A 14,912-nucleotide genomic window follows, 5' to 3' on the forward strand; every position below is an offset into this window, starting at 1 on the left:
AATTTAACAATTTAAATTACTTATTTTAGTTTGCTTCTAAAACAAGGTTGATTGGTAGCGGGAGCTGGATTTGAACCAACGACCTTCGGGTTATGAGCCCGACGAGCTACCAGACTGCTCCATCCCGCATCAACAGATTTGCTGCATACACCAACTTAATTTTCTGGATTCATAAGTTGGTGCGGAAGGGGGGACTTGAACCCCCACGCCCGAAAGCACTACCACCTCAAGGTAGCGTGTCTACCAATTCCACCACCACCGCAGCTGTGACGCATTCTAGTAGCATCGTCACAAAAAAGAAAGGATTAATTCTAATTATTCGCTCGTTTTAGGTGCAGCTGGCGAAGTTTCACCCGAATTGGTTGTTGCTGGCGCTGTGGTTTGTACAGATTTTAAACTATACGCTTCTGTGGTTTGCTGTTTGGCAAATACGGCGAGCGTTAAACTGGTAATAAAGAATAAAGCCGTCAAGATCGCGGTTAAACGTGTCAAGAAGTTGCCTGAACCCGATGCGCCAAACACAGTTGCAGCACCGCCACCACCAAAAGAGGCACCAGCATCCGCACCTTTACCATGCTGTACGAGAATCAAGCCGATCATTAATACAGCAAGAATAATATGTACCACCAGCACAAAAGTATGCATGATGAACTCCTCAATGATTATTTAAGCGCAAACGCCTGAGCAATTTGATAAAAAGATGCAGCATTCAAAGATGCTCCACCCACTAAGGCGCCATTAATATCTGGACAGGCCGCTAACTCTACTGCATTTTCTGGTTTAACACTACCACCGTACAAAATCGGCATAGTGTCACCAAATGAAGTTAACTGTTTCAAACCTTCACGAATTTTGGCATGCATATTTTGTGCATCCGCAGGTGAAGCGGTTTTGCCTGTGCCTATCGCCCAAATCGGTTCATAGGCAATAACGATGTTTTGCCACTGTTCAGCACTAATACTAGCCGCAATATCACAAATCTGTTGCAGTACCACCTGATCCGCCTGACCATTTTCACGCTGTTCCAGACTTTCACCAACACAATAGATAACAGTTAGGCCTTCGGCTAAGGCATGTTTGACTTTTTCACGAATGACTTGCGGATTATCGCCAAAAAATTCACGACGTTCTGAATGACCAATTAAGACATGTTCAATCGCACTGTCTTTTAATAAAGTGGCACTCACCTCGCCCGTAAATGCCCCAGTCCCCGCCATACGCGATACATCTTGCGCAACAACAGCAACTGGTCTACTCGCTTGCTGTAACTCACTCTGTACAAAACTTAGCGCGATTGAAATCGGAGCCACCGCTAAATGACATTGTGCTGCGGTAATTTCATTCTTGTTCAATAATTCTTTAAATTCATTTATAAGTTGTTTGGCATTGGCCTGCATTGGATTCATTTTCCAATTACCCACAACCCAAGGCGTGATCGTCGAATCCGACATACTTAACCCATTCACAAAACAATTGATTTAAACGGCGACATTCTACACGGAATTCCCGATTTTGAAGATAATTTTCTTGACGGTTTGGTATGAACTTTACTTTTTTATATTTTTTTCAGTCAGTAAAATAGTAAAAAATCTCGGTTTGATTAGACTGGTTCATGCTTTTCTACAATACTTAGTCAGACACAACATTTTAAGATATGGTATTTTTATACAACAAAAGTATAATTTTACGATACCAATTATAAACAATTTAATTGAAGTAGGCATATTGCGAATGACAGCACTACAAGGTTCTCCACGTTTTACCGGTTTTATTCGCCGTTTGGTCGAAGATGGGCTCATTTCTACAGAAAATATGCAGGCTGCAATCGTCAGTGCAAAAAAATCCAATCAAGATATTGTTCCTTATCTGCTTGAGCATCAAAAGCTTAAGCCCATCACCATAGCGGAAAAAATTTCTGAAGAATTCGGCGAACCTCTATTTGACCTGTCAACTTATGATTCTTCTCATATTCTTCGGGATGTCATTGAAGACAAACTGATTACCAAATTCAAAATTTTACCGATTTTCAAGCGCGGTCATCTACTTTTCGTCGCAACCAGTAATCCCACCCATATTGATGCCATGGATGCGATTCGTTTCAACAGCAAGTTAAATATTGAAGCGGTGATTGTTGAACACGATAAACTCGAAAAAATTATCGAACAAAATTTCACTGAAGATACCACTTTTCATTTTGATGAAGACTTCGATATTGATATTCAAGAAACCAATATCGAGAAGAATGAAGACAATGATGACCCTCAAGAAGATGAAGCCCCGATTGTCAAATATATCAATAAATTATTAATCGATGCGATTCGCATGGGGGCATCGGACTTACATTTTGAACCTTATGAAAAAGTTTATCGGGTACGTTATCGTGTGGATGGGGTATTACGTCAAATTGCCACCCCTCCTCTGCAATTGGCCAATCGTCTTGCTTCGCGTCTAAAAGTCATGTCACAGATGGACATTGCGGAAAAGCGAGTTCCTCAAGATGGACGCATTAAACTTAAAATATCAAAAAATAAAGCGATTGATTTCCGTGTCAACTCACTGCCGACACTGTTTGGAGAAAAAATTGTACTGCGTATTCTCGACCCCTCGAGTGCAATGCTCGGCATTGATGCCTTAGGTTATGAGCCAGAACAAAAAGCCTTGTTTATGGAAGCACTCGAAAAACCTCAAGGCATGTTACTGATCACAGGCCCGACGGGTTCGGGTAAAACCGTTTCCCTGTATACCGGTTTAAATATTCTAAATAAAGAAGATACCAATATTTCCACCGCCGAAGATCCCGTCGAAATTAACTTGGAAGGGATTAATCAGGTCAACGTGAATAATAAAGTCGGACTGACCTTTGCCGCCGCTTTAAAATCATTCTTACGTCAAGATCCAGATATTGTCATGGTCGGTGAGATTCGCGACCTGGAAACTGCTGAGATTGCGATCAAAGCCGCACAAACGGGTCATATGGTGATGTCGACCCTACACACGAACAGTGCACCAGAAACATTAACTCGCCTAAGAAATATGGGCGTCCCTTCCTTTAATATTGCAACCTCTGTAAACTTGGTGATTGCACAACGTCTGGCTAGACGACTCTGTTCACAATGTAAAACACCGATTGAAATACCCAAAAACAGTTTGTTAGAAATGGGCTTTATCGAACAGGATATACAACATCCAGATTTCCAACTCTACCAACCAGTGGGGTGTTCTGAATGTCGCGAAGGCTATAAAGGGCGTGTGGGGATTTATGAGGTAATGAAAGTTACACCTGAAATATCCAAGATTATTATGGAAGATGGCAATGCAATTCAAATTGCAGAAGCATCGGCAAAATCGGGGTTTAATAATCTTCGTAGTTCAGGCTTAAAGAAGGTCATGCAAGGGGTCACTTCACTGCAAGAAGTCAATCGTGTGACCAGCGAATAAAGTAAGTATTTAAAATAAGGATAAATGCATGGCTGTCAAAAAAGCACAGATGATGCCAACCTTCAGTTATGAAGGAGTTGACCGCAAAGGGGCAAAAATTAAGGGGGAATTGCCTGCACGTAATATGGCTTTAGCCAAAGTCACATTACGCAAGCAAGGTGTGACCATTAAAACCATTCGGGAAAAACGCAAGAATATTCTCGAAGGGCTACTCAAGAAAAAGGTCGGCACGCTCGATATTACCATTTTCACCCGTCAGCTCGCCACGATGATGAAAGCCGGTGTTCCTTTAGTACAAAGCTTTGAAATTGTGGCTGAAGGTTTAGAAAATCCAGCCATGCGTGAAGTGGTTTTGGGCATCAAAGGTGAAGTCGAAGGCGGTAATACGTTTGCAGGGGCTTTACGCAAATATCCGCAGTATTTTGATAATTTATTCTGTTCTTTGGTTGAATCTGGTGAACAATCTGGTGCCTTAGAGACCATGCTGGATCGTGTCGCCATCTATAAAGAAAAAAGCGAACTGCTAAAACAGAAAATCAAAAAGGCCATGAAATATCCGATTGCGGTTATTGTGGTTGCCGTGATCGTAACCATTATTCTGATGGTCAAAGTTGTGCCTGTATTCCAAGACTTATTTACTTCCTTTGGTGCAGATCTGCCTGCATTTACCAAAATGGTGGTAAATATGTCGGAATGGATGCAAAAATACTGGTTTATTCTAATTATCGCGATCGGAATTTTAATCTCTGCATTTCTAGAAGCAAAAAAACGTAGCAAAAAGTTTCGAGACTTCTTAGACAAGGCAGCCTTAAAATTGCCTATTTTTGGTGACTTGGTCTACAAAGCGATCATTGCACGCTATAGCCGTACTTTAGCCACGACCTTTGCTGCGGGTGTGCCATTAATTGATGCACTCGAGTCTACTGCAGGTGCTACCAATAATGTGGTCTATGAACAAGCCGTGCTCAAAATCCGTGAAGATGTAGCAACTGGTCAACAGCTGCAATTTGCCATGCGACTCACCGATAAATTCCCTGCCATGGCGGTGCAAATGGTCGCCATTGGAGAGGAGTCTGGGGCACTAGACGCCATGCTGGATAAAGTCGCAACCCACTACGAAAATGAAGTCGATAATGCCGTAGATGGTTTAACCTCAATGATGGAACCTTTAATTATGGCAATTCTAGGTGTCCTCGTCGGTGGTCTCGTGATTGCGATGTATCTCCCAATCTTCCAAATGGGCTCTGTGGTTTAATGCAAGATTTAATCAATATTTTTATTCAAAACCCAACTGCCCTATATGCTGCGGTTGGGCTTTTTAGTTTATGCATTGGTAGTTTTTTAAATGTCGTGATCTACCGCACACCAAAAATGATGGAACAAGAGTGGCGCCAAGACTGCCAACTCCTGCTTCATCCGGAACAAGCGATTATTGATGAGGAAAAGCTAAGCCTAAGCAAGCCCGCATCAACCTGCCCGAAATGTAACACAGCAATTCGCTGGTATCAGAACATTCCTGTCATCAGCTGGTTGGTTTTACGTGGTCAATGTGGTACTTGTCATAACCCAATTAGCATCCGCTATCCTTTGGTTGAATTACTCACTGCCATTTGCGCCTTAACAGTCGTTGCAGTTTATGGTCCAACCATTCAGATGTTGTTTGGCTTAATCTTCACTTACACCCTAATCGCGCTCACCTTTATTGATTTTGATACCCAACTTTTACCCGATCGCTACACGCTTCCACTTGCAGCGCTTGGACTAGGGATCAATAGCTATGCGATTTATGTCTCTCCCACGACGGCAATTTGGGGCTATCTGATTGGCTTTCTATGTCTATGGATTGTCTATTACCTGTTTAAAATCATTACAGGCAAAGAAGGCATGGGTTACGGTGATTTTAAATTACTGGCGGCTTTAGGTGCGTGGATGGGGCCTTTAATGCTGCCATTAATAGTCCTGTTATCCTCGTTGGTAGGTGCCATTATTGGGATTATTTTGCTCAAAGTGCGCAAGGAAAACCAACCTTTTGCATTTGGTCCCTATATTGCCATTGCAGGTTGGATCGCATTTCTTTGGGGCGAACAAATTATGAAAGTTTATCTTGGACAATAGGTATGCAAAAGCCTTTCATTCTTGGTCTTACAGGTGGTATTGGCAGTGGAAAATCTGCCGCCAGCCACTGGTTTGAAGCACAAGGCATTCAGGTGGTGGATGCCGATATTGTAGCTCGTGAAGTCGTCGAGCCTGGCCAACCTGCCCTACATGCGATTCAAACAGCCTTTGGTGACTGGGTACTGGATAAAACGGGTGCCTTAAATCGTAAAGCCTTACGCGAACATATCTTTCAGCATGCTGAAGCGCGTAAAGTTTTAGAAGGCATCACCCATCCTGCCATTCGCCAATCCATCATCCAACAATTACAGCGTGCAAGCAGCCCCTATGTAATTTTAGTGTCTCCCCTACTCTTAGAAACCAATCAACATCAACTCACGGATCGTGTGTTACTGATTGATGCCAGTGAAGATTTGCAGATTGAACGCGCCAGCCAGCGGGATCGACAAAACATTCAACAGATTCAAAAAATTATTCAAGCGCAAATGCCACGCAAGCAGAAACAAGAACTTGCACATGATATCGTGCTGAATGACGGGCATTTATCGCATCTATATGCACATCTTGAACCTTTACATCAGCAATATTTAGACCTAGCTCAGCAAAAGCAGTCGAATTAACGTGACTTCTTTTTTTGTTGCTCTAATTGGCTGCTTAAACTGTCTTTACGTAACCAACGCCAAGGCTGTAATGCACCGACGCCCATCCCCAATAAACCGCAGATAATGGCAAAACTTAAAGGCTCATGCAGCAAAGGGACCGCTAAAATTGCAGCAATAAAAGGTGCTAAAGTCACAATACTGCCAGCCTTAAATGCTCCTAAGCGCTTAATTGCTTCTACATAGGTCAGCGTTGCCACAATCACCACAAAGATACCGTGAAATAGCGTTTGCATCAGCAAATGCATCGGTTCGGGCTGATCGAGATGTTTGGGTAAAAATAATAAATAGATCGGCAGATAAATGATCGCTGACCAAATGGCGACACTGGCCATGGAATGCCAAGCAGAAAGTTTCCATTGCCGCAATAAAACTGTGAAAATCCCCCACCACATCGCACTCAGTACAAACAACAAATCACCAAAACCAAAGGCAACGCCTGTTTCCTGATACATCAAATAAGACATTGAAGCAATTGCAGTCAGCATAATGGCCAGGCTCAGCCAGGTATGCCGATCAAAAGGTTGTTTAAACAGTAGATAGGCCGCGATGGCAGTACACAGGGGTAAACAGCCATTCAGGAAAATTGCCGCATGTGCTGCGGGCACATAATGAAATGCACTATAGGAGGTCAAACAATACGCCACACCACCAATCAGCGCTAAAATCACGGGTTGCTTGTGCCATAAAAATGCCGTGTCTTTTTTATAAATTAAGATCGGCATTAAGATACAGAACGCCAAAGCAAAACGCAGTGCGGTAATATCCCAAGCACTAATATGCCACTGAGCACTTAAACGGGAGCTCAGTGTAAAACCGCCCCAAATGCACATCGTAATGGCAACAAATAAATAGCCTTGGGAGCGGTGAGAAATCATGCTTTAAACAATATTTTTTAGTAATAACAGCAAATTAAACGCTTTGACGTTGGCGACAAGCTTCATACAATGCCATGCCTGTTGCGACACTGACATTTAAACTTTGCAAGTTGCCCGACATTGGAATATAGACAGTCTGATCACATTGGGACTGGGTAACTGGACGTAAACCTGTATCTTCCGCCCCCATCACCACGCACACCGCGGTGCCTGTAAAATCGAACTGTTGCAATGGCAGTGCTTTTTCATCGAGCATAGTACCAACCACACGTACATTAAACTGCTCTTTAATTTGCCCTAGCGTACGTGCCAGATTCGTCACCTGAATAAACTTGACTTTTTCCGCCCCACCGGCAGCCACTTTACGTGCAGTCGGCGTTAAGCTGGCAGAACGATCGCGCGGGACAATCACTGCTTCAACACCCATCGCTGCTGCGGTACGAATACAGGCACCCAAATTATGCGGATCGGTCACTTGGTCTAAACCAAGCAACAAACAATTTGGCGACTGTTTCAGTAAATCTTCTAAATCTTTTTCATTTAAAGTCGGATGCGGACGAACTGCCGCCACGACGCCTTGATGAAAAGGCAGACCAGCCAACTTTTCTAGACTGTCTCGACTGGCCTTCTGTACACTAATCCCAAAAGGTTCAGCCAATTGTAAAATCTTCTGCAGGCGTTGATCGTCGCGACCTTTTAAGGTGAACAAAGTCAGGACACGTTCAGGCTCCAATTCTAACAGCGACTCTACCGAATGAACGCCATAATAATATTCAGGTTTTGCCATGAACGACCTCGAGCAAACACAAAGACAGGGAGAAAAGAAAACAGAAAATCCTGCAAAGTTGCCTTTACAGGATTTTGTCATGGGCAGTAGTTTAACCGATTTTGATTAAAATAGCTGTGTAAATCGATCCGAGACTTAGCCTTCTAAATGGCAAACATAGTCCAGAACTTCATCCGTTTCAATTTTAAAACGGCTATTGCCAGGCACATAAAACGACTGCCCTGCACGGAACAACTCGCTTTCTTCGCTATCGGCAATTTTAACGCGGCACTCACCCGAAATAATTTCCATACGCTCAGGCACATGCGTTTCAAACGTTAACGCTTGTTCAGTCGGAAGAATAACGCCGAGTGTTTTTTTAGTTCCATCTTCAAATTGAACCGTGTGGCTAATGCATAGACCACCAAAGTAAACGTTTGATTTTTTGATAACTGATACATGATCAAACTGAGCTGACATGCGTATTCTCCAGATGATGCGCATAAATATCTTAATGATTGATGTAGTTTAAATAGGCAATAACAACTAATCAATCGGTGTTTGTCTGCAAAAGGCATTTTTCGTAGAAAATCTACAGTCACACTTTAACCACTCTGCATTTTGCGGAAAAGTTTAAAAGATCATCTGGAAAGATACAAATCACTTTGCGGTTAAAACTTTACTATGCAATTGAAGAATTTACGCTAATATACATCTAAACACAGTTTCAGCTTCGCCTGATGCTTGTGAGAATTAAAAAACTTGACTATCTTACAGAAACCAAACTTTTCGCAGCTTGGACGCGTTTATGCTGACACATTTAACTCTCATCAATTTTGCCTTAGCTGATCACTTAGCCATTGATATTGATCAAGGTTTTAATGTTTTAACAGGCGAAACTGGTGCAGGAAAATCTTTATTACTAGATGCCCTTTCGGCCTGTTTAGGTGAACGCACCGATACCAATTACGTACGCTATGGTGCAGACAAAGCTGACATCACGGCTGTGTTTAGTTATCAAACACAAAGTCCTGAAGCGAACTGGTTACAACAGCACGAGCTGGATGATGACTCTGGTGAAATTCATTTAAGACGCGTGATCTTTGCCACAGGGCGTAGCAAAGCCTGGATTAATGGTCGTCCAAGCAGCCTGTCTGAGCTGAAAGAACTGGGACGCCTCTTGGTACAGCTCTACAGCCAGCACAGTCAGCAACAACTTTTAGAGCCGCCTTATCCAAAACACTGGCTTGACCGCTACAGCAATTTTGCTCAACCTGCCCAGCAGGTCAAAGACGCGTATTCACATTGGCAACAAACCATTCGTCAGCATCAGGCTGCGCTGGATGCTCAAGCAACACGTAAGCAAAGAATTGAAACGCTTGAATTACAGCTTGAAGAATTAGAAGAAGTGGTGCAACTCGAATATAAAGACATTGAACAAGAATTCGATCGTCTCAGTCACCATGAGCACATCATGCAAGACTGTAGTTATGCCCTAAATGCCCTAGACGATGCAGAACAAAATATTAATCAAGAACTCTCAGGACTGATTCGACGTCTAGAATCTCATGCAGGACGTAGTGAGCAGCTGGCAGAAATTCATACCTCTCTTCTGAATGCACAAAGTGAACTGGATGATGCCACTGGCAATTTACGTCAGTTTATTGATCGCCAAAGCTACGATCCCGAACGTATGGAAGAATTAAATACGCAGCTCGAGGTATTCCACCGTTTTGCCCGCAAATACCGTACTCAGCCCGAATTACTCAAAGAAGAACACCAAAGCTGGCAAAGCGAGTTAGAGCAGTTACTTGCACTCGAAGATCCAGAAACCCTCGCTGAGCAAGTCGAACAGGCACATCAGGACTTTTTGAATAAGGCCCAGCATTTAGATGACATTCGACGTGAAGCAGCAGCACCGTTAGCCAAACAATTAACGGAACAAGTCAAACTATTGGCACTGCCAGAAGCGCATTTTGAGTTTAAATTTGAACCGCTTGAGCACGCTTCTGCCGATGGTCTGAGCTTTATTCAACTGTTGTTCACCGCAAATAAAGGGATTCCTGCCCAACCCTTGGCTCGCGTGGCCTCGGGCGGTGAATTGTCACGTATAGCCTTGGTCATGCAAGTGATGAATGCCGAGAAAACCGAAGCTGAAGTGCTGGTCTTTGATGAAATTGATGTCGGGATAAGTGGAGGCACGGCAGAAATCGTGGGGCGCTTACTGGCAGATTTGGCACAACATGTACAAATTCTTTGTATCACCCATCAGGCACAGGTCGCGGCTCAATCGGATCAGCATTTACTGGTGAAAAAACAGCAAACCGATCCGGCCAGCAGCACCATCATTTCTCTAGAAGAACAACAACGTATTCTAGAGCTGGCACGCATGACCGGTGGCGTGGAAATTAGTGAAACCACACTGCAACATGCCAAACAACTACGCCAATTAAAATTTCAAACGGCGTAAATTTAGTGCCAAAGCCGTAAAAAAAGATTGGTGAATACTACAAAGTCTTGTAAGTTGAAAGGATACAGACTTGCTCATCGTAGAGATGAATTTTTAAGGAGAAATGCTTAGGTGACCAAACAATATCTCACGCATCGTTGCCTGATTGCCCCGCCAGAAATGAAAGATGAGTTTTTTGCTCATACCGTCATTTATTTGGCTCGACATGATGATGAAGGTGCGCAAGGCATTATTATCAATCGACCTTCTGGCATTTCCGTAAAAGAATTACTTAATGATCTAGAAATTGATGCGGATAATGTGCATCCACATGATGTGTTACAGGGCGGTCCTTTACGTCCCGAAGCAGGTTTTGTCTTACATACCGGGCAACCAACTTGGCACTCCTCGATTGCAGTGGGTGAAAATGTCTGCATTACCACTTCTAAAGATATTCTCGATGCCATTGCCCATAATGAAGGAGTGGGACGCTATCAAATTGCCCTAGGTTATGCCAGCTGGGCGAAGCATCAACTTGAAGAAGAAATTGCCAAAGGCGATTGGCTGATTTGTGATGCCGACATGGACCTGATTTTTAATCTGCCTTATGGCGATCGTTGGGATGCGGCCTATAAAAAAATGGGCGTGGATCGTACTTGGTTATCTTCAGAGATCGGTCATGCCTGATTTGTCTCAACCGCAATTGATTATGGCGTTTGACTTTGGCACCCAAAAAATGGGCATGGCGGTCGGGCAATCGATGATTGCCAGTGCCAATCCACTGGCGTTATTCCCAATGAAAGATGGCATTCCACATTGGGATAATCTACTTAAATTGGTCAAACAACACCAACCGAACTTATTTCTGGTTGGTTTGCCGTTAAACATGGATGACAGCGAGTCGGAACTTTCGACCCGTGCACGAAAATTTGCCCGTCGCTTACGCCATCAAACCAATATTGAAACCTTAATGGTCGATGAACGCCTGACCACCCGTGAAGCCCGCGATGAGTTAGATCATTATCAGGCTCAAGGTCGTGCAAAAAAACTGACTGCCGACAGTTTGGCAGCTGCTTTATTGATAGAAAGCTGGTATCGCCATCCTGAAGGCGTTCAGCCTTAAAGCCTTTGATGGAAAAGGAACTTTTCAACTTTTCCATCGCTCCTACTGCTGGGTTTGAATATGAATGGTTGCAGTGCGACCCGCAACAAAAGCCAATTGGTTTTTCGGCATTTCATCCAGCACAATTTTGACGGGTACCCGCTGTGCGAGGCGCACCCAAGTAAAGGTTGGGTTTACATTTGCCAATAAAGTCGAACTACTCGAACGTTCACGGTCTTCAATCCCTGATGCAACCCCCTGCACATGACCTTTAATGATCTGATCATCACCCATCAATTGCACCGTGGCAGGATCACCAATTTGAATATGGTTCAATTTGGTTTCTTCAAAATAGCCCACCACATAAAGTTGCTGGCGATTCAGCAAGGCCGCAACCGCATCCCCGGTTTTGACATAATTGCCGACTTGTAAACCAAAATTTGACAGCGTTCCATCTGCAGGAGCCACAACTTCAGAACGCGCCAAATTGAGTTGCGCTAAATGTAGATTACTGTTCGCCACTTCAATCAAGGCCTTTTGCTGCACAATATTGGCTTGGGCTTGCTCAATCGCCGCCAACATTTGCTCATGCTCGGCATGGGACTGATCACGTGCTGCAAACATCTGATCCTGTTCTTGTTTCGAAATTGCACCATCCATTAAATTGGCATAACGGCTGGCATTTTTATCGGCCAAATGAGCATTGGCTTCGGACTTCACCAAGTTAGCTTTGGCTTGAGCTAAGGCCGCCTCAGCTTCCGCCAGTCCCGCATGGGCTTTGGCTAAATCAGATTTCGCCTGCTCCACATCTAGCGCCTGACGTGCCACATCAATTTTAAACAGAACCTGCCCTTTCTTCACGGTTTGGTTGTCTTCAACCAAGACTTGCGTGACTAAGCCCGAAACATCCGAAGAAACTTGCATGACATCGCCTCTGACCCGCCCATCACGTGTCCAAGGTGCTGAATTATAGTAATTCCACAAATGCACCACCACGTAGATCGCGGCCAATAGCATGACCACGGTCACGATCGGTCGGATGACCTTACGCGTATCTAAGGTATTCATCTCAGTTTCCTCTTTCCTAATTCAATCATCTGTACGGCCTAAACACCCCAAAACACCAAAGACACTTCATGGATGCCCATCAACACAAGCAGATACAGGCAGAGATTGAAGACACCCGGCAACGCAATCCAACCTTTATCTATCCACGAATCAGTCAAAATGGACACCCATTTAAACAGCAGATAAGCACAAACTGCCTGTATTAAAAAAACAGGAATATAGATGCCATAGGCATTCAACTCACCCATCTCAGACTCCTTTTTCTGCTGCATCCTCTACATGCACAGAGGCTTGTTCATGAAAAATACTGCTGCGGATATTGTTGAGATTCATTCTGACCCGTGTACAGAGTTCAGCATTTGGTTCATCCCTCAACTGCTGCTCGACTTGCAACAGTGCAGCAAACACGTGTTGTTTCAACACCTCAGGTAAGAGTCGTTGTTTCTCTTGTGCCAGAAAGGCCTGTTCCAGACGATGTTGTAACGCAACCAATGCTTGTTGCAGATTTCGACTAATATTCGGGTTCTGCACAAATTCAGCCAGACGGCTCAGGTTGATGGCCGCACTGGTTTCAATCAGGGCCAGATTCATCGCCTGCTTGATCGGTTCAGACTGTACCAGCTTGGTGTTCAGCACACCGATGCGATCTAACATACTGCGTAAATGAATGCGAAACTGCACCCCATATGGCATAAATAAGGCTTCACGCATCGCACGGTAATGCAAAGACAAAATACGACTGGCACTGGTTTCGGGTGACATGGCGCGAATAAAATAAATCGCCAAGATCGAAATAATCGGACCCACGACACCGGCCATTGCCGTATCAATCAACAGTACGGCATCGGTGCTATAACGGTTTTGTAAATTCAAACTCATGATGAAATTGATCAACATGGGCAAAGCCAAACCCATTAATGGTGGATTTGGAAACATACTCAGCAAATATAAGGACAGTGGCGCCAGGACAAAGGCCAACTGCCAGAACTCGTGGACCTCGGGCATAATGACAAAGGCATAGAGCATGGTTATGATTGCCGCGTAGACCGAGCCACGAATAAACAAGCGCAATGCAGGCACCGGATTGTCTAAGCCAGACAAAATACACACACTGACTGCTGTCAGCTGCACCATCATATAGCCCGCATGCCAACCACTATAAATCCACAGCAAAAATGAAGTGATGGTCGCAATGACCGCCGCCACCGCACTGCGCACCGCCACCCCATGATCGCGATGTAAACTCGGATAAGACGTGGTCAAGGTCACAATTTGCTCGGGAATGCGCTTGTCGCCTCGCTGAATCAAATCCCACAGGCACTTGATGGTCACCACATTTTCCATAAAGTGGCGAATATCCATTTTGAAGGCATTCAAAATAATCTGTTGTTCAGTCGATGCCAATTGCGCTAGCGCGGCAAAATCCTGCTCAAAATTTTCAGGCAATTGCTTTAATTGTTCCGCAGCTACCTGCTGTTGTGACTGTAAAAATTGCAGTACATGTTGATGTAGCGTGGGTAAAACCTGCCGATAACGGCGATCGATCTGATCCAGCTGGGCGATGCGTTCCGACATCGCCACCAAGTTAGCCACGGTCATGCTCACCTGATGCAATAATTCTTGCAGTGACTTGGTCATGCCCTGTAAGGCGCTGCGTTCATAATTCAAATGTACTGCCAAGGCATGAATATCAGACGTATCCCGGGTGATAGCTGCCAGCAGTTGGGTATAGCTGCTGCTATGCTCGGGATCGGTCAAAATACGACGGAACACCTGTCGCGTATCATCCAGCGTTTTTTGCACCCGTTTCTGCAGCAAACTGCCTAAATGTACAGGAAACAGCGTACTAGAGACCACGGCACTACACAGTACCGCCACTGAAATCTCTAAGATACGTCCTAAAGCCATATCAAACACACTATGCGTGCTGATGCTGTTGATCGAGCTACACACCACCATGACCGTGGTATAACCCGCCAACATAAAGACATAACTGCGCGGCGTGCGGTCTAATAACGAAATATACAGGCATAGCCCAACCCATCCCGCCAGAACCACGGTAAAGAAGATTGGCAGATCAATAAATTGAGGGGTCAGTACGATTGCCACAATTCCGCCAATCAGCGTCCCGAGAATGCGATAAACCGCCTTAGACGACACCATCCCTGCATAAGGATGCGCCACAATAATTACGGTGCCTGCTGCCCACATCGGATAGGTCAAATCGAGGGAAAATGCGATAAACAGCGCCAATAACATCGCAATAAAGGTTTTCATCGCAAAAACCAAATCCATGCGACTCGGGCGAAAAGCCAATATCGGTTTAATTAATAACATCGTCCCATCCTTTAGACGAAATCAGACGGATTACCAGTTTCAAAGTCACACCAATGCCGACAATATCAATATGCAAGATCTGCCCATCCCGCGAAAATTG

General features: G+C 44.3%; 15 protein-coding genes and 2 tRNA genes. 7 read left to right on the forward strand and 10 right to left on the reverse strand.

What is annotated here, in order from left to right:
• Positions 1–52 precede the first annotated feature (52 nt).
• The 4 genes from AC6CHI_RS09200 to tpiA form a co-directional block, all read right to left on the reverse strand.
• Positions 53–129 (reverse strand) — tRNA-Met (locus tag AC6CHI_RS09200).
• A 48-nt stretch (positions 130–177) separates the two neighbouring features.
• Positions 178–262: transfer RNA gene (locus tag AC6CHI_RS09205), tRNA-Leu, on the reverse strand.
• 53 nt (positions 263–315) lie between these two features.
• Entirely contained in the window at positions 316–645 is a 330-nt protein-coding gene (gene secG / locus AC6CHI_RS09210) for a preprotein translocase subunit SecG (RefSeq protein ID WP_016168397.1), read from the reverse strand.
• A gap of 17 nt (positions 646–662) precedes the next feature.
• Positions 663–1,451, reverse strand: a complete 789-nt coding sequence (tpiA, locus tag AC6CHI_RS09215) for a triose-phosphate isomerase (protein WP_498120858.1) — start codon at positions 1,449–1,451, stop codon at positions 663–665.
• A gap of 280 nt (positions 1,452–1,731) precedes the next feature.
• On the opposite strand from tpiA, the gene pilB reads away from it, so the two are divergent.
• The 4 genes from pilB to coaE are packed head-to-tail and all read left to right on the forward strand — an operon-like array spanning position 1,732 to position 6,173.
• Positions 1,732–3,438 carry a type IV-A pilus assembly ATPase PilB gene (gene pilB / locus AC6CHI_RS09220; RefSeq protein ID WP_498120859.1) on the forward strand — a complete coding sequence of 569 codons (1,707 nt, stop codon included), beginning with the start codon at positions 1,732–1,734 and terminating at the stop codon, positions 3,436–3,438.
• 28 nt (positions 3,439–3,466) lie between these two features.
• Positions 3,467–4,693, forward strand: a complete 1,227-nt coding sequence (locus tag AC6CHI_RS09225) for a type II secretion system F family protein (RefSeq protein ID WP_498120861.1) — start codon at positions 3,467–3,469, stop codon at positions 4,691–4,693.
• Positions 4,693–5,553: a prepilin peptidase gene (locus AC6CHI_RS09230; protein ID WP_498120863.1), complete on the forward strand. Its 861-nt coding sequence runs from the start codon at positions 4,693–4,695 to the stop codon at positions 5,551–5,553. The genes AC6CHI_RS09225 and AC6CHI_RS09230 overlap by 1 nt, the downstream gene beginning before the upstream one ends.
• A 2-nt stretch (positions 5,554–5,555) precedes the next feature.
• A complete protein-coding gene (gene coaE, locus AC6CHI_RS09235) occupies positions 5,556–6,173 on the forward strand; it encodes a dephospho-CoA kinase (protein ID WP_498120864.1) in 618 nt (205 codons plus the stop codon).
• Here the strand turns inward: coaE and AC6CHI_RS09240 are convergent.
• The 3 genes from AC6CHI_RS09240 to ppnP form a co-directional block, all read right to left on the reverse strand.
• Positions 6,170–7,087, reverse strand: coding sequence for a DMT family transporter (locus tag AC6CHI_RS09240; RefSeq protein WP_498120929.1), 918 nt, complete (start codon positions 7,085–7,087; stop codon positions 6,170–6,172). The genes coaE and AC6CHI_RS09240 overlap by 4 nt on opposite strands.
• Before the next feature lie 37 nt (positions 7,088–7,124).
• A complete protein-coding gene (gene rlmB, locus AC6CHI_RS09245; RefSeq protein WP_498120865.1) occupies positions 7,125–7,877 on the reverse strand; it encodes a 23S rRNA (guanosine(2251)-2'-O)-methyltransferase RlmB in 753 nt (250 codons plus the stop codon).
• 135 nt (positions 7,878–8,012) lie between these two features.
• On the reverse strand, positions 8,013–8,336 hold the full coding sequence (ppnP, locus tag AC6CHI_RS09250) for a pyrimidine/purine nucleoside phosphorylase (RefSeq protein WP_016168405.1): 324 nt from the start codon (positions 8,334–8,336) through the stop codon (positions 8,013–8,015).
• Between the two features lie 328 nt (positions 8,337–8,664).
• On the opposite strand from ppnP, the gene recN reads away from it, so the two are divergent.
• From recN to ruvX, 3 genes are all read left to right on the forward strand, one after another.
• On the forward strand, positions 8,665–10,326 hold the full coding sequence (gene recN / locus AC6CHI_RS09255) for a DNA repair protein RecN (protein WP_498120867.1): 1,662 nt from the start codon (positions 8,665–8,667) through the stop codon (positions 10,324–10,326).
• 111 nt (positions 10,327–10,437) lie between these two features.
• A complete protein-coding gene (locus tag AC6CHI_RS09260; protein ID WP_458892518.1) occupies positions 10,438–10,992 on the forward strand; it encodes a YqgE/AlgH family protein in 555 nt (184 codons plus the stop codon).
• Positions 10,985–11,428, forward strand: a complete 444-nt coding sequence (gene ruvX / locus AC6CHI_RS09265; RefSeq protein ID WP_498120869.1) for a Holliday junction resolvase RuvX — start codon at positions 10,985–10,987, stop codon at positions 11,426–11,428. The genes AC6CHI_RS09260 and ruvX overlap by 8 nt, the downstream gene beginning before the upstream one ends.
• 42 nt (positions 11,429–11,470) lie before the next feature.
• Here the strand turns inward: ruvX and AC6CHI_RS09270 are convergent, their stop codons facing one another.
• The 3 genes from AC6CHI_RS09270 to AC6CHI_RS09280 are packed head-to-tail and all read right to left on the reverse strand — an operon-like array spanning position 11,471 to position 14,812.
• Positions 11,471–12,475, reverse strand: a complete 1,005-nt coding sequence (locus AC6CHI_RS09270; protein WP_498120871.1) for an HlyD family secretion protein — start codon at positions 12,473–12,475, stop codon at positions 11,471–11,473.
• Positions 12,476–12,513: 38 nt separating this feature from the next.
• Complete coding sequence (locus AC6CHI_RS09275) at positions 12,514–12,723, reverse strand: DUF1656 domain-containing protein (RefSeq protein WP_458892515.1); 210 nt, start codon at positions 12,721–12,723, stop codon at positions 12,514–12,516.
• A 1-nt stretch (position 12,724) separates the two neighbouring features.
• Positions 12,725–14,812: an FUSC family protein gene (locus AC6CHI_RS09280; protein WP_498120873.1), complete on the reverse strand. Its 2,088-nt coding sequence runs from the start codon at positions 14,810–14,812 to the stop codon at positions 12,725–12,727.
• Positions 14,813–14,912 lie beyond the last annotated feature (100 nt).

The organism is Acinetobacter sp. GQ146 (genome assembly GCF_059758585.1).